The 17,981-nt window shown below is 57.2% G+C and carries 18 protein-coding genes and 1 riboswitch; of the genes, 9 read left to right on the top strand and 9 right to left on the bottom strand.

All coding sequences use genetic code 11. The annotated features are described in order from the left end of the window. Positions 1-61: 61 nt before the first annotated feature. A complete protein-coding gene (gene yvcK / locus ABIE11_RS08820) occupies positions 62-970 on the bottom strand; it encodes a uridine diphosphate-N-acetylglucosamine-binding protein YvcK (RefSeq protein ID WP_100777131.1) in 909 nt (302 codons plus the stop codon). Between the two features lie 227 nt (positions 971-1,197). Continuing rightward, positions 1,198-1,331: riboswitch (molybdenum cofactor riboswitch) on the top strand. Here yvcK and moaA point away from each other — a divergent pair. From moaA to ABIE11_RS08790, 6 genes are all read left to right on the top strand, one after another. Beyond that, positions 1,319-2,308 (top strand): GTP 3',8-cyclase MoaA, encoded by a 990-nt coding sequence (moaA, locus tag ABIE11_RS08815; protein WP_100777130.1) that lies wholly within the window; start codon positions 1,319-1,321, stop codon positions 2,306-2,308. Its footprint overlaps the riboswitch before it by 13 nt. 22 nt (positions 2,309-2,330) lie before the next feature. Then, positions 2,331-2,843, top strand: a complete 513-nt coding sequence (gene moaB, locus ABIE11_RS08810; RefSeq protein ID WP_429184342.1) for a molybdenum cofactor biosynthesis protein B — start codon at positions 2,331-2,333, stop codon at positions 2,841-2,843. Positions 2,844-2,846: 3 nt separating this feature from the next. Then, positions 2,847-3,332, top strand: coding sequence for a cyclic pyranopterin monophosphate synthase MoaC (moaC, locus tag ABIE11_RS08805; RefSeq protein WP_420171409.1), 486 nt, complete (start codon positions 2,847-2,849; stop codon positions 3,330-3,332). After that, a complete protein-coding gene (moaD, locus tag ABIE11_RS08800; RefSeq protein WP_181827514.1) occupies positions 3,325-3,570 on the top strand; it encodes a molybdopterin synthase sulfur carrier subunit in 246 nt (81 codons plus the stop codon). Before moaC ends, moaD begins: the two co-directional genes overlap by 8 nt. A 2-nt stretch (positions 3,571-3,572) precedes the next feature. Continuing rightward, positions 3,573-4,025, top strand: coding sequence for a molybdopterin synthase catalytic subunit MoaE (gene moaE, locus ABIE11_RS08795; RefSeq protein WP_409255559.1), 453 nt, complete (start codon positions 3,573-3,575; stop codon positions 4,023-4,025). Positions 4,026-4,082: 57 nt separating this feature from the next. Then, positions 4,083-4,790 carry a Bax inhibitor-1/YccA family protein gene (locus ABIE11_RS08790; protein WP_100777125.1) on the top strand — a complete coding sequence of 236 codons (708 nt, stop codon included), beginning with the start codon at positions 4,083-4,085 and terminating at the stop codon, positions 4,788-4,790. A gap of 77 nt (positions 4,791-4,867) precedes the next feature. Here the strand turns inward: ABIE11_RS08790 and ABIE11_RS08785 are convergent, their stop codons facing one another. The 3 genes from ABIE11_RS08785 to ABIE11_RS08775 are packed head-to-tail and all read right to left on the bottom strand — an operon-like array spanning position 4,868 to position 7,829. Next, complete coding sequence (locus ABIE11_RS08785) at positions 4,868-5,830, bottom strand: lysylphosphatidylglycerol synthase domain-containing protein (RefSeq protein ID WP_102105216.1); 963 nt, start codon at positions 5,828-5,830, stop codon at positions 4,868-4,870. Then, positions 5,830-7,071: a cardiolipin synthase ClsB gene (clsB, locus tag ABIE11_RS08780; protein WP_100777123.1), complete on the bottom strand. Its 1,242-nt coding sequence runs from the start codon at positions 7,069-7,071 to the stop codon at positions 5,830-5,832. Before clsB ends, ABIE11_RS08785 begins: the two co-directional genes overlap by 1 nt. Beyond that, a complete protein-coding gene (locus ABIE11_RS08775) occupies positions 7,068-7,829 on the bottom strand; it encodes an endonuclease/exonuclease/phosphatase family protein (RefSeq protein WP_102105215.1) in 762 nt (253 codons plus the stop codon). Before ABIE11_RS08775 ends, clsB begins: the two co-directional genes overlap by 4 nt. Positions 7,830-7,962: 133 nt before the next feature. On the opposite strand from ABIE11_RS08775, the gene ABIE11_RS08770 reads away from it, so the two are divergent. After that, positions 7,963-8,373: a YbhQ family protein gene (locus ABIE11_RS08770; protein ID WP_429184341.1), complete on the top strand. Its 411-nt coding sequence runs from the start codon at positions 7,963-7,965 to the stop codon at positions 8,371-8,373. Here the strand turns inward: ABIE11_RS08770 and ABIE11_RS08765 are convergent. From ABIE11_RS08765 to cecR, 5 genes are all read right to left on the bottom strand, one after another. Further along, positions 8,335-9,441: an ABC transporter permease gene (locus ABIE11_RS08765; RefSeq protein WP_107703996.1), complete on the bottom strand. Its 1,107-nt coding sequence runs from the start codon at positions 9,439-9,441 to the stop codon at positions 8,335-8,337. The two genes, ABIE11_RS08770 and ABIE11_RS08765, sit on opposite strands and share 39 nt — an antisense overlap. 96 nt (positions 9,442-9,537) lie before the next feature. Beyond that, positions 9,538-10,671: an ABC transporter permease gene (locus ABIE11_RS08760; protein WP_429184340.1), complete on the bottom strand. Its 1,134-nt coding sequence runs from the start codon at positions 10,669-10,671 to the stop codon at positions 9,538-9,540. Beyond that, entirely contained in the window at positions 10,661-12,400 is a 1,740-nt protein-coding gene (locus ABIE11_RS08755; RefSeq protein WP_129035316.1) for an ATP-binding cassette domain-containing protein, read from the bottom strand. Before ABIE11_RS08755 ends, ABIE11_RS08760 begins: the two co-directional genes overlap by 11 nt. Next, on the bottom strand, positions 12,393-13,388 hold the full coding sequence (gene hlyD / locus ABIE11_RS08750) for a secretion protein HlyD (protein ID WP_420171406.1): 996 nt from the start codon (positions 13,386-13,388) through the stop codon (positions 12,393-12,395). Before hlyD ends, ABIE11_RS08755 begins: the two co-directional genes overlap by 8 nt. Further along, the gene (gene cecR / locus ABIE11_RS08745; RefSeq protein WP_100777116.1) at positions 13,385-14,062 is read right to left on the bottom strand and encodes a transcriptional regulator CecR; all 678 of its coding nucleotides are present in this window, start codon (positions 14,060-14,062) and stop codon (positions 13,385-13,387) included. The genes hlyD and cecR overlap by 4 nt, the downstream gene beginning before the upstream one ends. Positions 14,063-14,294: 232 nt before the next feature. Here cecR and rhlE point away from each other — a divergent pair, with 232 nt between their 5' ends. Both rhlE and dinG read left to right on the top strand, forming a co-directional pair. Next, on the top strand, positions 14,295-15,689 hold the full coding sequence (gene rhlE, locus ABIE11_RS08740) for an ATP-dependent RNA helicase RhlE (RefSeq protein WP_100777115.1): 1,395 nt from the start codon (positions 14,295-14,297) through the stop codon (positions 15,687-15,689). Between the two features lie 97 nt (positions 15,690-15,786). Continuing rightward, a complete protein-coding gene (gene dinG / locus ABIE11_RS08735; RefSeq protein WP_429184339.1) occupies positions 15,787-17,964 on the top strand; it encodes an ATP-dependent DNA helicase DinG in 2,178 nt (725 codons plus the stop codon). Positions 17,965-17,981: the final 17 nt, after the last annotated feature.

Here is a 17,981-nt window from a genome sequence, read left to right as displayed (position 1 = left end):
CGGCTATCCGTTCGGATGCGTTGTCGGCCCAGTTAGCGTAACGCCACCGGGCGCAGTTCGGTTATCCCAACGCCTGAATCGCTTTTTCCAGCGCCAGGCGCAGCAAATGCCGGTCGTGGCGATATTTAATATCACTCGCTTCCAGCTCGGTCTGCACCACCACACGGCCTTCCATACCTGAAACATCCACCTTCGGCCCTACAACCACGCCGTCGATAATTTTTTTACCGACGTACTGCTCCATCAGATTAAGTTTATCGGCAAGCGAAAGGCTGGCGGCGGCAGGGCTAAGCTCTTTCCCCAGATTACCGATATACACCATCGGCGCGGGTGTTCTGCGCAGCGCCTGGGCCAGCTCTTTTACCAGCAGCAGCGGCATCAGGCTGGTGTAAAAACTGCCAGGACCGATGAGGATCAGATCCGCCTCGCTGATAGCTTCTACCGCTTCGCGCGTGGCGGGAACAGTAGGGTAGGTCATCAGCTCTTTGGGTGGGACTACCAGCTGGTCAATATTGACCTCGCCGTAAACTTCATGCCCTTCCATGTCGATCGCCATCAAATCGACCGGTTGTTCCGACATAGGAATCAGGAAAGCATCCACTTTCAGCAGATTTCGGATTAAATTGATCGCCTCGAGCGGGCGTACGCTCAGGTGATCCAGCGCCTTTAACATCAAATTTCCGAGGTTATGTCCGGAAAGTTCCCCGTTACCGCCAAAACGATACTCAAACATCGCCGATGCGACGCTTTGTTCGGTAATTAACTGGTTAAGACAGTTACGCATATCGCCCCAGGCGATACCGCCTTCTGAACGACGAATACGACCTGTTGAGCCACCGTTATCGGTGGTGGTCACGATCCCGGTGAGCCTGGAGCCCAGCGAGGATAATGACGACATAACCCGCCCCAGCCCATGCCCTCCGCCGAGAGCGACCACACGGTCAAGATCCGCAAAAGTGCGATTGCGCATACAGATTCCTTATGACATTTGATCCGCGTAACAGTAACCCAACTACCCCTAAAAGACGATGCCCGACACCTGTCAAAATGACGTATATCAATGCGAAACATTGATTTTTACGTATTCTGTAGTGAAAGTGCACGATCAGGTCGCTATATATATAATTATATAGCGAAATCGGCGAATGGCGAAAGCGCCGTTTCCGCGCTACTATCGGCATAACCCACGTTTTCAAATTTGAAAACATACACTCTAGCCCTGGCGCCTGTGTCACACGATATGGCGCCCTGGCCGTGACGGAAACGTCACCAGGGTACAGAAAGAAATGACTGTGCCTCCCGTACTGGAAAGGTGTACATGGCTTCTCAACTCACAGATGCTTTCGCGCGTAAGTTTTTCTATTTACGTCTGTCGATTACCGATGTGTGCAATTTTCGTTGCACCTACTGCCTGCCAGACGGCTACAAGCCGGGCAGCGTCACCAATAACGGATTTCTTTCCGTCGAGGAAGTGCGCCGCGTCACGCGTGCGTTTTCTGAGCTTGGCACGGAAAAAGTGCGTCTCACGGGTGGCGAACCCTCTCTGCGTCGTGATTTTCCCGACATCATCGCCGCCATTCGTGAAAACGAGAGCATTCGCCAAATCGCCGTCACCACCAATGGCTATCGCTTAGCCCGCGATGTGGCCCAGTGGCGCGATGCGGGTCTCACGGCCATCAACGTCAGCGTCGACAGCCTCGATGCACGTCAGTTTCACGCCATCACCGGGCAGGATAAGTTTCGCCAGGTGATGGAGGGGATCGATGCGGCGTTCGAAGCCGGTTTCGACAAAGTCAAAGTCAATACGGTGCTGATGCGCGATGTAAACCATCACCAGCTCGACACCTTCCTCGCGTGGGTCAAACCCCGCCGCATTCAACTGCGTTTTATTGAGCTGATGGAGACAGGCGAGGGCAGTGACCTGTTCCGTCGTCATCATATCTCCGGCATGGTGCTGCGCGATGCGCTGCTAAAACGCGGCTGGATCCACCAGATTCGTCAACGCAGCGACGGCCCGGCGCAGGTCTTTTGTCACCCGGATTATGAAGGGGAAATTGGGCTTATCATGCCCTATGAGAAAGACTTCTGCGCCACCTGTAACCGTCTGCGCGTCTCGTCTGTGGGTAAGCTGCATCTGTGCCTGTTCGGCGACGGCGGCGTGGATCTTCGCGATCTGCTGGAAGACGATGCGCAGCAGGAGGCCCTCGAAGCGCGCATTTCTGCTGCTCTGACGCATAAAAAACAGACCCATTTCCTGCATCAGGGCGACACCGGGATTACACAAAACCTGTCTTACATCGGCGGGTAATCGGCTTAAAAGGAACCAGAAAATGAGTCAGGTCAGCGCTGAATTTATTCCGACGCGTATTGCTATTCTTACCGTTTCTGAACGTCGTGGTGAGGAGGATGACACCTCCGGCCACTGGCTGCGCGACGCCGCCCGCGAGGCGGGGCACAGCATCATTGATAAAGCGATAGTGAAAGAGAATCGCTACGCCATTCGCGCTCAGGTCTCCCAGTGGATCGCCAGCGCAGAGGTGCAGGTGGTGTTGATCACCGGCGGCACCGGTTTTACCGCAGGCGATCAGGCGCCAGAAGCGCTGCTACCTCTCTTCGACCGCGAAATCCAGGGCTTTGGCGAAGTGTTCCGGATGCTCTCCTTTGAGGAGATCGGTACGTCCACGCTGCAGTCGCGCGCCGTGGCCGGGATTGCCAACAACACCCTGATTTTTGCCATGCCAGGCTCCACCAAAGCTTGCCGCACCGCGTGGGAGAACATCATCGCTCCGCAGCTGGATGCCCGCACTCGTCCGTGTAATTTTCATCCTCATTTGAAGAAATAAGCTATGTCGCAACTGACCCACATTAACGCCGCTGGCGAAGCGCATATGGTGGATGTATCCGCCAAGGCCGAAACGGTGCGCGAAGCGCGCGCCGAGGCTTTCGTAACCATGTTGCCAGAAACCCTGGCGATGATTATCGACGGCAGCCACCACAAGGGTGACGTTTTCGCTACCGCGCGTATCGCCGGAATTCAGGCCGCGAAACGTACCTGGGATCTTATCCCGCTGTGTCACCCGCTGATGCTCAGCAAGGTTGAAGTGAGCCTGCAGGCCGAGCCGCAGCACAACCGCGTGCGTATCGAGACGTTGTGCCGTCTGACCGGCAAAACAGGCGTCGAGATGGAGGCCTTAACGGCGGCCTCGGTTGCGGCGCTCACCATTTACGATATGTGCAAAGCGGTGCAGAAGGATATGGTGATTGGCCCGGTTCGTCTGCTGGCGAAAAGCGGCGGCAAATCCGGTGATTTCAGGGCGGACAATCATGATTAAAGTGCTTTTTTTTGCTCAGGTGCGAGAGCTTGTCAATACCGATAGCCTGACCCTCGAGGCGCCGTTCGACAACGTCGAAGCCCTGCGAGCCCATCTGGCGGCGCAAGGCGATCGCTGGGCGCTGGCGCTCGAAGAGGGAAAACTGCTGGCGGCGGTGAATCAGACGCTGGTGGAGTTTTCCCATCCGCTTAACGCCGGTGACGAAGTGGCGTTTTTCCCGCCGGTTACAGGGGGGTAATCATGTCTGACACGCGGATTATTGTTGGAGCGGAACGCTTTAATGTCGGCACGGAATACAGCTGGCTGGCCGAGCGCGACGAAGACGGCGCGGTGGTGACATTTACCGGTAAAGTCCGGAACCATAATCTGGGGGAGAGTGTGAGCGCGCTGACCCTCGAGTATTATCCGGGGATGACGGAGAAGTCGCTTGCCACTATCGTGGAAGAGGCCCGTCAGCGCTGGCCACTTGGTCGCGTCACGGTGATTCACCGCGTCGGCGAAATGTGGCCTGGCGAAGAGATTGTCTTTGTTGGCGTCACCAGCTCGCATCGCGGTAGCGCGTTCGATGCCGGTGAATTTATTATGGATTATCTCAAAACCCGCGCGCCGTTCTGGAAGCGTGAAGCCACACCGGAAGGGGAACGCTGGGTGGAATCGCGTGACAGCGACAAGCAGGCTGCCAGCCGCTGGTAACCGGATGGCGCGGATGTGTTAATCTTAAAAGGTGTGCCCACTTAATCAGGAGTTATCATGGACCGATTTCCACGTTCGGATTCAATCGTTCAGCAGACGCGTAGCGGCCTGCAAACCTACATGGCGCAGGTGTACGGCTGGATGACCTGCGGCCTGCTGTTAACCGCGTTTATCGCGTGGTACGCAGCCAATACCCCCGAACTGATGATGTTTATCTTTTCCAGCAAAATCACCTTCTTTGGGCTGATTATCGCCCAACTGGCGCTGGTGTTTGTGCTTTCCGGACTGGTGCAAAAGCTCAGTGCGGGCATGGCGACCACGCTGTTTATGCTCTATTCGGCGCTGACCGGCCTGACGCTCTCCAGTATTTTTATCGTCTACACCTACTCCTCTATCGCCAGCACCTTTGTGGTGGCCGGTGGGATGTTTGGTGCCATGAGCCTTTACGGCTACACCACCAAACGTGATTTGAGCGGTTTCGGCAATATGCTGTTTATGGCGCTTATCGGGATTGTGCTGGCGTCGCTGGTGAACTTCTGGCTGAAAAGCGAAGCGCTGATGTGGGCGGTGACGTACATCGGGGTGATTGTGTTTGTCGGCCTGACGGCGTATGACACTCAGAAGCTGAAAAACATCGGCGAGCAGATCGACGTGCGTGACAGCGGTAACCTGCGCAAATACGCCATTCTTGGCGCGTTAACGCTCTATCTGGACTTCATCAACCTGTTCCTGATGCTGCTGCGGATTTTCGGTAACCGCCGCTGATTGCTGTGCCCGGCGGCGTTTACGCCTGCCGGGCATGCCATTCGTCGTTTGGTCAGTGGACCGCCACCCGCATTTTGTTATTTCGCCATCGCTTTCTCATTCTTCGCCCGCAGCTTTTTCGCCCGACTCTCCAGAATCAAATAGCCGACCGTCGCCAGTGCCAGCGGCAGGAAGTAGTACAACATTCGATAGGCCAGCAGCGCCGCGATAATCGTGCCGTGCGACACGTGTTCCCCCGCCAGCAGGGCAATAAACACCGCTTCTAACACCCCGATCCCGGCCGGAATGTGGACAATCACCCCGGCAATACTGCTCACCAGCAGCACGCCAAGCACGAAGAAATAGTTCACCTCTTCGCCAATCAGCAGCCAGATAATGGCCCCCATCACCATCCAGTTAGCGCTGGAGATCACCATCTGCACTAGCGCGAACTTCCACGACGGCAGCACCAGTTTCTGCCCTTTGACGGTCATATGACGGCGTTTAGCGAATGCGCAGGCCCAGAGATACGCCGCGATGATCAGCAACAGGACGATGCCCAAAATCCGCAGCGTCGTTTCGTCGATATACCAGTGGGCCGGAAGCTGCACCACGCCAATGGTGAAAATCACCCCGCCGAGCAGAATATACCCGAGCCAGTTTGTGGTAATGCTTAGCGAGAAAATGCGCGTAATGGTGCTGCCCGGCAGCCCGAGGCGCGAATAGAGGCGGTAGCGCATGCCGATGCCGCCCACCCAGGTGCTGAGGGTCAGGTTAAAGGCGTAGCAGATAAACGACACCAGCATTACCTGGCGTTTCGCCAGCTTATGCCCGCAGTAGGCGCGGCCCAGCAGGTCGTAGCAGCCGTAAATCAGATAACTGACGATCACCAGTCCGACGGCGCTGAGCAGCACCAGCCGGTTGTAGTTGCGGATGACTTTCCACACCTCTTCCCAGTCAATTTTCTGCGCATACACCACCAGCAACACGGCAACGGCAATGAAAAACAGCCAGGTGAGAATGCGTTTAGCCAGCCGCCAGCGCGGATGTGATTTGCTCATTACGGTTTCACCCCTGAGTTTTCGGCTTCAACCCGATCCTGGGTCTCCATTTCCGGCTGAACAGGCGCCGGCACCAGTGCGAGCTTGGGCGTGTGAGCCGGCAGCCAGCCCACCAGCGCCGGGAAATGGCGCAGGAAGTGGAACACCACCACGCTTTTGGTCAGATTCCACCAGGTGCGTTTCGGCACCATCGAATCATCTACCCGCACGCAATCGCGAGCGATAATGCCCGTAAGATTGTCGCGCAGGGTCTGGTTAAATGCGCGATCGTGGATGATCAGGTTAGCCTCCAGATTAAGGGACAGGCTCAGGGGATCGAGATTGCTGGAGCCAACGGTCGCCCAGTGATCGTCCATCAGCGCCACTTTTCCGTGCAGCGGGCGGCGGCGATATTCGTAAATCTGCACGCCACCTTTGACCAGATAGTCGTACAGCAGCCGCGCGCCGACGGTGACAATCGGCATATCCGGCTCGCCCTGTACAATCAGTTTGACCCGCACCCCACGCCGTGCGGCATTGCGCATGGCATGCAGCAGACGGTAGCCGGGGAAGAAATAGGCGTTGGCGATGATCACTTCGCGCTTCGCATTGGCGAGCATCTTCAGATAGTGGCGTTCAATATCGTCCCGATGCTCGTCGTTATCGCGCCAGATAAACAGCGCCTGCGCCTCCCCGGGTTGGCGGTTTTCTTCCGGGCGATGATGGCGTTTCCACCAGCGGCGCACCGCCGACTGCCCCGGCAGATTTTCCAGCTCAAAGAGTAAAATATCCTGCACCACCGGGCCTTCGACTTTCACCGCATAATCCTGCTTCGCCTCCGGGCCGTAGTCGGACATGTGCTCGTCGGAGTAGTTGATCCCGCCCACGAACGCGACATTGCCATCCACCACCACAATTTTGCGGTGCATCCGGCGAAAGACGTTGGTACGCATGCCGAAGAGCGGCGGGCGCGGATCGTAATAGCGGAACACCACGCCTGCGGCGGTCAGCTCGTTAACGAAGCTGTCGCTGAGGTCGGGCGAACCGTAGCCGTCGAGCAGCACTTCGACTTTGACACCGCGCTGAGCCGCACGCAGCACGGCCTGATGGAGCTGACGGCCCACGTCGTCCTCGAACCAGATAAAGGTTTCGAGAATAACTTTTTGCTCTGCCGCATCAAGGGCAGCAAAAACGGCGGGATAATACTCATCGCCATTTTCCAGCAGCGTAATTTGGTTACCTTCTCGCCATGAACTTTTCATAAGTGAATCTCCGCACTTAACGGGGCATGGTCAGACAGGTGACGCCAGCCGCGCAGCGCCAGGGTGCTCGGATGGCTGGCGTGGGCGTTTTTGACGTAAATGCGATCCAGGCGCAGCAGAGGAAAACTGACCGGGAAGGTGCGCGCCGGGCGGCCATGCGCCCGGGTAAAAATCTCATCCAGCCCGGAATCGGCCTTCAGCGGGCGGTTTGCGCGCTGTCGCCAGTCGTTAAAATCACCGGCGATAACCACCGGATCGTTATCCGGCAGCGAATTGACCCAGCGGGTCATCATCTGCAGCTGTGCCTGGCGGTGCGCTTCCCGCAGGCCGAGATGCACGCAGCCCACGTGAACCGGAAAGGCCAGATCCGGCGGTTTTATCCGACAGTAAAGCAGCCCGCGTTTTTCACTTTCTCCCACCGACACGTCGTGATTTTCATAATGTTCGATGGGAAAACGCGACAGCACCGCGTTGCCGTGGTGCCCTTCCGGGTAGACCGCGTTGCGGCCATAGGCATAGTCGCTCCACATGGTATCAGCCAGAAATTCGTAGTGGGTGGTGTCCGGCCAGTTCTCGACGTGCAGCGGGTGAATATCGTGCGCGCCCATCACTTCCTGCAGGCAGACGATATCCGCGCCGACGGTACGTACCGCGTCACGCAGCTCGGGTAAAATGAAGCGGCGGTTAAATGCCGTGAAGCCTTTGTGTGTGTTAATCGTCAAAATTTTGAGCGAAAAATGCCGGGTTTTTTGCGTCATATGCTCCTGCCAGCGTCACTATCCTGATGAAAATAAAGTGTAGTCGGCGTCACAAAAAGATGCGGTGTTACGGAATTTTCCGTAAAGTGCGGTACTCTGAACTAGCAGAGAAATATCCTTCAGGAGAGAAGCCATGAAGTGGCAACAACGCGTTCGTGTCGCAACTGGCCTCAGTTGCTGGCAGATAATGTTGCATTTACTGGTCGTGGCGGTACTGGTAATGGGCTGGAAGAGCGGCACGCTGGTGCATGTCGGCTTGGGATTATGTGCGATGTATGGCGTGACCGTGCTGTCGATGCTGTTTTTACAGCGTCACCACGACGCGCGCTGGCGTGAAGTGGGTGATGTGCTCGAAGAGCTCACCACCACCTGGTATTTTGGTGCAGCGTTAATCGTCCTGTGGCTGCTGTCGCGGGTGCTGCATTACAACCTGCTGCTGGCCCTGGCGGGCCTGGTCATTCTGGCAGGACCCGCAGTGGTCTCATTGCTGACCAAAGAGAAAAAGCTAGGCGATATTGCGTCTAAACATCGCGTACGCCACTGAGCCTGTCGTGGCCGCTATGACCAGTAGCGGCCATAAACTTCCCCACACAATATCCAGACTCGCATCCTTCAGATAGATCTGCTTGGTGATATCGGTAAAGTGCCGAATCGGATTCACCCACGTCAGATCCTGTAGCCACACCGGCATGTTCTCGACAGGCGAAACATACCCTGAGAGCAAAATCGCCGGCATCATAAAGACAAACACCCCGATAAATGCCTGCTGCTGCGTTGAGCAGAGCGCCGAAATCAACAGCCCGAATCCCACCAGCGACAGCCCGTAAATCAGCATGGTGAAGTAAAACAGCGCCAGCGATCCGGCAAACGGAATTTGATACGCCCATATACCTATGCCGAGCACAATACTGGCCTGGAAAGTGGCGACAATCAGCGCAGGCACGGCTTTGCCGACGAAAATCTGCCAGGTGGCGAGCGGGGAAACCAGCAGCTGATCCAGCGTCCCTTGTTCACGTTCGCGCGCGACTGAGAGCGACGTCACAATCATCACCCCAATAGTGGTGATCATCGCGATAAGCGACGGCACCACGAACCATTTGTAATCCAGGTTCGGGTTATACCAGTTGCGCACCACCAGCTCGCTGTTATTCGGCCTGGCTTTCCCCTCCATCAGCTCCTGCTGGTAATTCTTCACGACCTGCTGCAGGTAGTTGGCGGCGATTTGCGCACTGTTGGAGTTGCGCCCGTCGAGAATCAGCTGCATCGGTGCGGTTTGGGCATTATCCAGATTACGCGAAAAATCGGCCGGGAAACGCACCAGCAGCAGCGCCTTTTGCGTGTCGATGGTGGGCTGGATCTCCTGCGGACTTTTCAGCAGCAGCACATGGGTAAAGGCTTTGGCGCGGGCAAAACGCTGGGTCAGCTCCACAGAGTGTTTGCCGTTGTCTTCGTTGTAGACGGCGATGGTGGCGTTGGTCACTTCCAGCGTCGCGGCAAACGGAAACAGCAGAACCTGGATCAGCACCGGCAGGATCAGGATCGCGCGGGTCTGCGGTTCACGCAGCAGCGATTGCAGCTCTTTGCGAATTAATGTCCATAAGCGATGAAACATCGTGTCATCCTCGTGTCGGGTGGCGCTTCGCGACCCCGACCTACAAAACCACGTCGGCCCGGCAAGCCTCTCTACCGGGTATGTTTTAGACGGCGTTTAATCCAGACGCCGTTTCGTTTTCAACCACGTCAGGCCGATAAACATCACCGCCGACGCCATCAAAAACAGAATATTGACGATCAACACCGCCGGAATATTCCCCGCCAGGAACAGGCTTTGCAGCGTGTTCACAAAGTAGCGTGCCGGGATGATATAGGTCACCGCGCGGATAATGGCGGGCATACTGTCGATCTGGAAAATAAACCCGGAGAGCATAATCGACGGCAGAAACGCCGCGTTCAGCGCCACCTGTGCGGCGTTAAACTGGTTGCGGGTGATGGTCGAAATCAGCAGGCCCATGCCCAGGGTGCTGAGTAAAAACAGGCTGGTGATCAGGAACAGGAGAATCAGCGAGCCGCGATAGGGCACCTCAAGGATAAACACCGACACCAGCATACAGAGCAGCATCGCCAGCATGCCAAGGAAGTAATAGGGGATGAGCTTGCACAGCAGCAGTTCCACGCGCGTCACTTCCGTGGAGAGCAGGGCCTCCATGGTGCCGCGCTCCCATTCGCGGGCAATCACCAGCGAGGTGAGGATCGCGCCGATGACGGTCATGATTATCGTCACCGCGCCGGGGATAATAAAATGCTGGCTGATGGCGGCAGGGTTAAACCAGTAGCGGGTTTGCACGTCGATCAGCGGCTCAAACTTTTCGCCGCGATCTTCCGCTCGCTGCATCTGCCATAGCTGCCAGATCCCCTCGACATACCCCTGCACAAAATTGGCGGTGTTTGGCTCACTGCCGTCGGTGATCACCTGAATCGGCGCATCGGTATTTGCCCGCGCCATATTGGCGGCAAAATCCACGGGGATCACTACCAGCCCACGAATTTTCCCGGCCTGCATCTTCTGGATCAGCGCCTCACGGTTATCGCTGATGGTGGCGTCGATGTAAGACGAGCCGGTCATTGCATGGGTGAAATCGAGCGCTTCTTCGCTCTGCTGTTCCAGTAAAATCCCCACCCGCAGCTTGCTGGAGTCGAGGTTTATCCCGTAGCCAAAGATAAACAGCAGCAGCAGGGGGATCACCACTGCAATCAGCCAACTGCTCGGGTCGCGCACGATCTGCCGCGTCTCTTTGACGCACAGAGCGCGCACCCGGCGCCAGGAAATCGCCTTAATGCTCATGGGCGTGCTCCTTATCCCAGTCGTTAATCAGGGTGATAAACGCTTGTTCCATGGTGGGATCGGGCTGCTCGTCGTCGGCCGCCTGAGCTTTTAAATCGTCCGGCGTGCCGTGGGCAATCAGCTTGCCGCGATAGACCAGCCCGATGCGGTCGCAATACTCCGCTTCATCCATAAAGTGGGTCGTCACCATCACCGTGACGCCTTTCTCCACCATGCTGTTAATGTGCAGCCAGAACTCACGGCGGGTGAGGGGATCGACGCCGGAGGTCGGTTCATCGAGAAACAGAATATCCGGCTCGTGCATCAGGGAGCAGGCCAGCGCCAGACGCTGTTTAAAGCCGAGCGGCAGTTCGTCGGTGGCGTGCGAGGCAATATGGGTAAGACCAAAGGCATCGCTCATCCGGGCAATTTTTTCACTTTGCGCCCGCCCGCGCAGGCCGTAGACCCCGGAGAAAAAGCGCAGATTCTGCTCGACGGTCAGATTGCTGTAGAGCGAGAATTTCTGCGCCATATAGCCCAGATGCTGACGGGCTTTGCCGGAGCTGACCTTCAGATCCATATCCAGCACCAGCGCTTTACCGGAGGTGGGCACCAGCAGGCCGCACATCATTTTAAAGGTGGTCGATTTTCCTGCACCGTTCGGCCCGAGCAGACCAAAAATTTCCCCGCGCTTCACGGCGAAATTAACGTTATCCGTCGCGGCGAAATCCCCGAACTTTTTGGTTAAGGATTTGGCTTCGATCACCGTCTCGCCGGGCGTACCCTCTACCGTATGCAGAATGGCCCCCAGCGGCGACTCAGAGGTGCTGGCGCCGCCAAGGAGATCGATAAACGCATCCTCAAAGCGCGGGGCGGTCTCTTCTATCTCAATTTGCGGCATGCCCTGTGCCTGGCGGATATCGTCGGCGGTGGCCTCTTTTTTGAGGATCACGCGCACCGAACGCCCCTGAATCATGCCGTCGCTGACCTGCGGACATTTCAGTACCCGCTGCAACAATTTGCGGTTGGTCTCATCCGGGCTGTGCAGGAGAAAACAGCGCCCGGACATCTGCTGCGTCAGCGCCGTCGGCTCGCCCTGATAGAGCAGTTCGCCTTCGTTCATCAGCAGGACGTCGCGGCACTGTTCGGCCTCGTCGAGATACGAGGTGCTCCAGAGGATCAGCATTCCGTCACCGGCCAGTTCGTGGACCATCTGCCACAGCTCGCGGCGAGAAATCGGGTCCACGCCGACGCCGGGTTCGTCCAGCAATAACACTTTCGGTTCGCCGACCAGGGTGCAGGCCAGCCCCAGTTTTTGCTTCATGCCGCCGGAGAGCTTACCGGCCAGCCGGTCGGTAAATGGCCCAAGCGAGGTAAACTCCAGCAAACGGGCGAAGGTTTTTTGCCGCGTTTCGCCCGTGACGCTGCGCAGATCGGCATACAGATTAAGGTTTTCCATTACCGTCAGATCTTCGTACAGGCCAAATTTCTGCGGCATATAGCCGAGCATCGCATGCAGTTCACTGTCGTCTTTGATCGGGTCCAGCCCGAGAACTGAGGCCGTGCCTTCGTCGGGTTTCAGCAATCCGGCGAGCATCCGCATCAGCGTGGTTTTTCCTGCGCCATCCGGCCCGACCAGCCCGGTGACATAGCCTTTTTGCAGGGTGCAATTAAGGGGTGCTACTGCGGGCTTATCCATGCCCGCAAAGCGTTTCACCAGATTATTGAGCTGGATAACCGCATCATTCATGTCGGTCCCCATCGTTGAATTTCACCGTGATCGGCATCCCCTGGCGCAGCGCGTCGTCAGCATCGGTCACAATAATGCGCAGGCGATAGACGAGGTCCGTGCGCAGGTCCGGGGTTTCAACGGTTTTTGGTGTGAATTCGGCGGTCGGAGAGACAAACCCGACTTTACCGTGATAGGGCTTATCGGGACGCCCGTCGGTGTAGAGCAACAGCTCGCGCCCTGGCTGGGCCTGATTCAGATTCGGTTCATCAATGTAGGCGCGCACCCAAACCGGGCGGGTGAGGGAGAGCGTCAGAACGGTGCTGCCCGCGCTTAACATGCTGCCTGGCTCCACGGCACGGGTCATCAGGGTGCCGTTGGACGGGGACACCAGCGTGGTGTCATGCAGATCCAACTGCGCCTGCGCCAGCTGTGCCTGAGCCTGTTCGAGACTGGCTTTTGCCTGGGCGATATCCTGCGGACGGTTACCGGTGCGGTACTGGCTTAATTTGTCCTGGGCGGATTTCAGCGTGGCCTGGGCCTGATCGCGCGAGGAGCGAGCGTTTTCCAGATCGTTTGCGGAAATGGTGCGGCTTTTCCATAACCCCTGCTGGCGGTTGTAGAAGTTCTGCGCGTAATCAAACGCGGCCTGGGCCTGTTTAACGGCGGCTGCGGCCTGCGCGACCTCTTCATCGCGATAGCCCGCCAGCATCAGATCATATTGCGCCTGAGCCACGGACACGCTGGCTTTGGCCTGCATCAGCGCATTTTCGTACGGAGCTTTGTCCAGCTGGCCCAGCGTCTGCCCGGCGGTGATGGTATCGCCTTCGTCCACCGTGAGAGATTCCAGCCGCCCCCCGACGCGGAAGCTCATATTAAGCGTGCGGATATCCACGTTGCCGTAGAGCGTAAGACCGCGATCCTGCTGGCTCTGATACCACAGCCAGCCGCCGATCCCGGCTGCCAGTACAACGACCACCGCCAGTAAGGCGACGACAGGTTTTTTCATGACTCCAGGCTCCTTTGCGTTAAACCTTGCAGGATCAGGTCGAGATGACAGGTGATGACCTGACTGATCTGCGCGGATTTATCCTCATCAAATTGTGTCCAGCCCGTGCGCAGCAGGATGGTTTCCCGGCCCAGGCGAAAAGCGAGCACTTCGCCGAGTAGCGCATGGGTATGCAAAATGGTCTGTGTGTCGTTCGCATCGCGCCCGGTGTAGGCCGCAATCAGCTGCGTCAGGTGGGTGTGCATCGGCGCAATCACCTGATCGTGGACCCGCTGGTAGGCGGCGGTGGGCGAGAGCTGCTCCCGCGAAATAAACTTACTCAGATTCAGCGTATCGTCGTGAGTGAGCAGGGCGATCATATTGTTGCAGGCGTTCAGGATAAGCGCGCGGATGGCGGCGCGATCCGGCGATGGCTCGCTAAGCAGCGCGGTGGCGGCGGCAACCTGTTCGTGAAAACGGCTGCCAATGAAATCGGCGATCCACTGGGCGCACGCGAGATACAAATCTTCCTTCGAACCAAAATAGTAGGTAATGGCAGCAATGTTTTGCCCGGCCTGCGCGGCGATATCGCGGGTGGTGGCGTGCAGGCCATATTCGCCAAACTGGGCAAGTGCTGCGGCAATCAGCTGGCTTTTGGCCTGTTCACCTTTGGTGGTCGTCGGAGTTGGATTCATAGCGTCATTAAAAATTAATCAATCGATTGATTAAGATTATGTTTAAATTTTCACCTTGTCCAGTCGGGTGGAGCAATATTTTGTTGATGAATCCCGCCGGGATATTTTATGCGCCATGTCACAAAATCTGCTACACTCCGCTGCTTCGTGACATTGTGGTTTTTGTCCTACTCGTTTCGTCTTATCTCCCTGAAAACTACACCTGTGACGGTCGGGGCGGTTCGGAGTTTTTATGTCTTTTGATACCCTTGGCCTGAACCCGGAAATTCTGCGCGCTGTTGCAGAGCAGGGCTACGTTGAGCCAACCCCTATTCAGCAGCAGGCGATCCCTGCGGTGCTGGAAGGCCGTGACCTGATGGCCAGTGCCCAGACCGGCACCGGTAAAACGGCTGGCTTTACCCTGCCACTGCTGCAGCGTCTGGTTCAGAAAGAGCCTCACGCGAAGGGCCGTCGCCCGGTCCGTGCGCTGATCCTGACCCCCACCCGTGAACTCGCTGCGCAAATCGGCGAAAACGTCCGGGAATACAGCCGTTACCTCGACATCCGTTCGCTGGTGGTTTTCGGTGGTGTGAGCATTAATCCACAGATGATGAAACTGCGCAGCGGCGTTGACGTTTTAGTCGCCACGCCGGGCCGTCTGCTGGATCTGGAGCATCAAAACGCGGTCAAACTGGATCAGGTTGAAATCCTGGTGCTGGATGAAGCGGACCGTATGCTGGATATGGGCTTTATCCATGATATTCGTCGCGTGCTGGCGAAACTGCCTGCACGTCGTCAGAACCTGCTGTTCTCCGCGACCTTCTCCGACGAGATCAAAGGGCTGGCGGAAAAACTGCTGCGTAATCCGCTGGAAATCGAAGTGGCGCGTCGCAACACCGCTTCTGAGCAGGTGACCCAGCACGTTCACTTCGTCGACAAGAAGCGTAAGCGGGAACTGCTGTCCCAGATGATTGGCGAAGGTAACTGGCAGCAGGTGCTGGTCTTTACCCGTACCAAACACGGTGCCAACCACCTGGCGGAACAGCTGAATAAAGATGGCATTCGCAGTGCAGCCATCCACGGCAACAAGAGCCAGGGGGCGCGTACCCGTGCGCTGGCCGATTTCAAATCGGGCGACATTCGCGTTCTGGTAGCAACGGATATCGCGGCACGTGGCCTCGATATCGAAGAGCTGCCGCACGTCGTGAACTATGAGCTGCCAAACGTTCCGGAAGATTATGTTCACCGTATTGGCCGTACTGGCCGTGCGGCGGCAACCGGTGAAGCGCTGTCTCTGGTTTGCGTCGATGAACACAAACTGCTGCATGACATCGAACGTCTGCTGAAAAAAGAGATTCCACGCATCGCCCTCGAAGGCTATGAAGTGGATGCTTCCATCAAAGCGGAGCCGATTCAGAACGGTCGCCAGCAGCGTGGCGGCGGCGGTGGTCGTGGACAGGGCGGTGGTGGCCGAAGCCAGCAGCCGCGCCGTTCAGAAGGTGGCGCACCAAAAGCGGCAGGCAAACCGCCGCGCCGTACGGGTGACGCGAAACCCGCCGGGGAAAACCCATGGCGTAGCGGGGAAGCAAAACCCGCAGGTGAAGGCCAACGCCGACGCCGCCCGCGTAAACCTGCCTCCGCGCAGTAATCTGTAAGCCCGGCTCTAACGCCGGGCTTTTCTTTTTGCGACAACCCCGCGAACGTGCCACAATAGTGGCTGTTTATACAGTATTTCAGGTTCCCCGATGGCTTTAACCGCTGCGCTCAAAGCGCAAATTGCCGCCTGGTATAAGGCGCTGCAACAGCAGATCCCCGACTTTATTCCCCGAGCCCCGCAGCGGCAGATGATTGCCGATGTGGCGAAGACGCTCGCCGGGGACGACGGGCGGCATCTGGCGATCGAAGCACCCACCGGCGTCGGGAAAACCCTTTCCTATTTAATTCCTGGCATTGCCATCGCCCGCGAAGAGCAAAAAACGCTGGTGGTCAGCACCGCCAACGTGGCATTGCAGGATCAGATCTACAGCAAAGATTTACCGCTGCTGCGTAAAATTATTCCTGAGCTGCGGTTCACCGCCGCGTTTGGACGCGGGCGATACGTGTGTCCACGCAATCTGGCGGGGCTTGCCAGTACCGAAGCGACCCAGCAGGATTTGCTGGCGTTTCTGGATGATGATCTCACCCCGAATAACAAAGCCGAGCAGGAGCTGTGCGCAACGCTGAAGGTCGATCTCGACGGCTATAAATGGGACGGCCTGCGCGATCACACGGATAAAGCCATCAGCGACGATCTGTGGCGTCGCCTGAGCACTGATAAAGCCAGCTGCCTGAATCGCAACTGCCATTACTACCGTGAATGCCCGTTCTTCGTTGCACGTCGCGAAATCCAGGAGGCGGAAGTGGTGGTGGCTAACCATGCGCTGGTGATGGCGGCGCTGGAGAGCGAATCGGTCCTTCCCGATCCGAAAAACCTGCTGCTGGTTCTCGACGAAGGACACCATCTGCCGGACGTGGCGCGCGATGCTCTGGAGATGAGTGCGGAAATCACCGCGCCATGGTTTCGCCTGCAGCTCGATCTGTTCTGTAAGCTGATTGCCACCTGCATGGAGCAGTTCCGCCCCAAAACCACGCCGCCCTTGGCGGTGCCTGAGCGACTGAGCGCACAGTGCGAAGAGATCTACGCCCTTATCGCCTCACTCAACACGATCCTCGATCTGTATCTTCCGGCCACCCAGGAAGCGGAACATCGTTTTGCGATGGGGGAGCTGCCGGATGAGATCATGGAGATCTGCAAGCAACTGGCGAAGCACCTGGAAAAGCTGCGCGGGCTGGCGGAGATGTTCCTCAACGATCTCAGTGAAAAAACCGGGACGCATGACGTAGTGCGCGTGCATCGCGTTTTGTTGCAGATGAATCGCGCATTGAGCATGTTTGAAAGCCAAAGCAAGCTGTGGCGGCTGGCGTCGATGGCGCAGGCCTCCGGCGCGCCGGTGACCAAATGGGCGACGCGGGAAGCCAAAGACGGGCAAATTCACCTCTTCTTCCACTGCGTAGGGATCCGCGTCAGCGATCAGCTGGAAAAGCTGATCTGGCGCAGCGTGCCGCACGTGGTGGTTACGTCTGCAACGCTACGCTCCCTCAACAGCTTTTCGCGGTTGCAGGAGATGAGCGGTCTCAAAGAGGAAGCGGGCGACCGCTTTGTCTCGCTGGATTCCCCGTTTAACCACTGCGAGCAGGGCAAACTGGTGATCCCGAAAATGCAGCATGAGCCGCTGATGGAGCACGAAGAGCAGCATATTGCCGAGATGGCCGCCTATTTCCGCGAGCAGGTCGAAAGCAGGAAATACCCCGGCATGCTGGTGCTGTTTGCCAGTAATCGCGCGATGCAGCTGTTTTTAACCTATGTCACTGACCTGCGCCTATTGCTGCTGGTGCAGGGCGATCAGCCGCGCTACCGGCTGGTGGAAACCCACCGTAAACGCATTGATAACGGCGAGCGCAGCGTGCTGATCGGCCTGCAGTCCTTTGCGGAAGGGCTGGATTTGAAGGGCGACTACCTGACGCAGGTGCATATCCATAAAATCGCATTCCCGCCCATCGACAGCCCGGTGGTGATCACTGAAGGCGAGTGGCTGAAAAGCCTCAACCGCTATCCGTTCGAGGTGCAAAGCCTGCCTGCGGCGTCATTCAACCTGATTCAGCAGGTGGGGCGACTGATTCGTAGCCACGGCTGCTGGGGCGAAATCGTCATTTATGACCGACGATTGCTGACCAAAAACTACGGCCAGCGCCTGCTTAACGCCTTACCGGTATTTCCTATCGAACAACCCGACGTACCGGAAGTGACAAAGCGGCCAACGAGCGTGGTGGCGGCGCGGAAAAAAGCGCCGGGTACGAGACGACGTAGTCCCGGCAGAAAATAAGCAACACTATCGTTGAT

Origin of the sequence: Lelliottia sp. 489, assembly GCF_050435885.1 — a bacterium.
Taxonomy (GTDB): Bacteria; Pseudomonadota; Gammaproteobacteria; order Enterobacterales; family Enterobacteriaceae; genus Enterobacter; species Enterobacter nimipressuralis.
Note: the sequence above shows the minus strand (reverse complement) of the source record. Positions and strands in the feature narration are given on the sequence as shown.

Excerpts from the sequence above, each read along its gene's own strand:
- yvcK (WP_100777131.1), bottom strand. The coding sequence starts at position 970 with ATGCGCAATCGCACTTTTGCGGATCTTGACCGTGTGGTCGCTCTCGGC.
- moaA (WP_100777130.1), top strand. The coding sequence starts at position 1,319 with ATGGCTTCTCAACTCACAGATGCTTTCGCGCGTAAGTTTTTCTATTTA.
- moaB (WP_429184342.1), top strand. The coding sequence starts at position 2,331 with ATGAGTCAGGTCAGCGCTGAATTTATTCCGACGCGTATTGCTATTCTT.
- moaC (WP_420171409.1), top strand. The coding sequence starts at position 2,847 with ATGTCGCAACTGACCCACATTAACGCCGCTGGCGAAGCGCATATGGTG.
- moaD (WP_181827514.1), top strand. The coding sequence starts at position 3,325 with ATGATTAAAGTGCTTTTTTTTGCTCAGGTGCGAGAGCTTGTCAATACC.
- moaE (WP_409255559.1), top strand. The coding sequence starts at position 3,573 with ATGTCTGACACGCGGATTATTGTTGGAGCGGAACGCTTTAATGTCGGC.
- ABIE11_RS08790 (WP_100777125.1), top strand. The coding sequence starts at position 4,083 with ATGGACCGATTTCCACGTTCGGATTCAATCGTTCAGCAGACGCGTAGC.
- ABIE11_RS08785 (WP_102105216.1), bottom strand. The coding sequence starts at position 5,830 with ATGAGCAAATCACATCCGCGCTGGCGGCTGGCTAAACGCATTCTCACC.
- clsB (WP_100777123.1), bottom strand. The coding sequence starts at position 7,071 with ATGAAAAGTTCATGGCGAGAAGGTAACCAAATTACGCTGCTGGAAAAT.
- ABIE11_RS08775 (WP_102105215.1), bottom strand. The coding sequence starts at position 7,829 with ATGACGCAAAAAACCCGGCATTTTTCGCTCAAAATTTTGACGATTAAC.
- ABIE11_RS08770 (WP_429184341.1), top strand. The coding sequence starts at position 7,963 with ATGAAGTGGCAACAACGCGTTCGTGTCGCAACTGGCCTCAGTTGCTGG.
- ABIE11_RS08765 (WP_107703996.1), bottom strand. The coding sequence starts at position 9,441 with ATGTTTCATCGCTTATGGACATTAATTCGCAAAGAGCTGCAATCGCTG.
- ABIE11_RS08760 (WP_429184340.1), bottom strand. The coding sequence starts at position 10,671 with ATGAGCATTAAGGCGATTTCCTGGCGCCGGGTGCGCGCTCTGTGCGTC.
- ABIE11_RS08755 (WP_129035316.1), bottom strand. The coding sequence starts at position 12,400 with ATGAATGATGCGGTTATCCAGCTCAATAATCTGGTGAAACGCTTTGCG.
- hlyD (WP_420171406.1), bottom strand. The coding sequence starts at position 13,388 with ATGAAAAAACCTGTCGTCGCCTTACTGGCGGTGGTCGTTGTACTGGCA.
- cecR (WP_100777116.1), bottom strand. The coding sequence starts at position 14,062 with ATGAATCCAACTCCGACGACCACCAAAGGTGAACAGGCCAAAAGCCAG.
- rhlE (WP_100777115.1), top strand. The coding sequence starts at position 14,295 with ATGTCTTTTGATACCCTTGGCCTGAACCCGGAAATTCTGCGCGCTGTT.
- dinG (WP_429184339.1), top strand. The coding sequence starts at position 15,787 with ATGGCTTTAACCGCTGCGCTCAAAGCGCAAATTGCCGCCTGGTATAAG.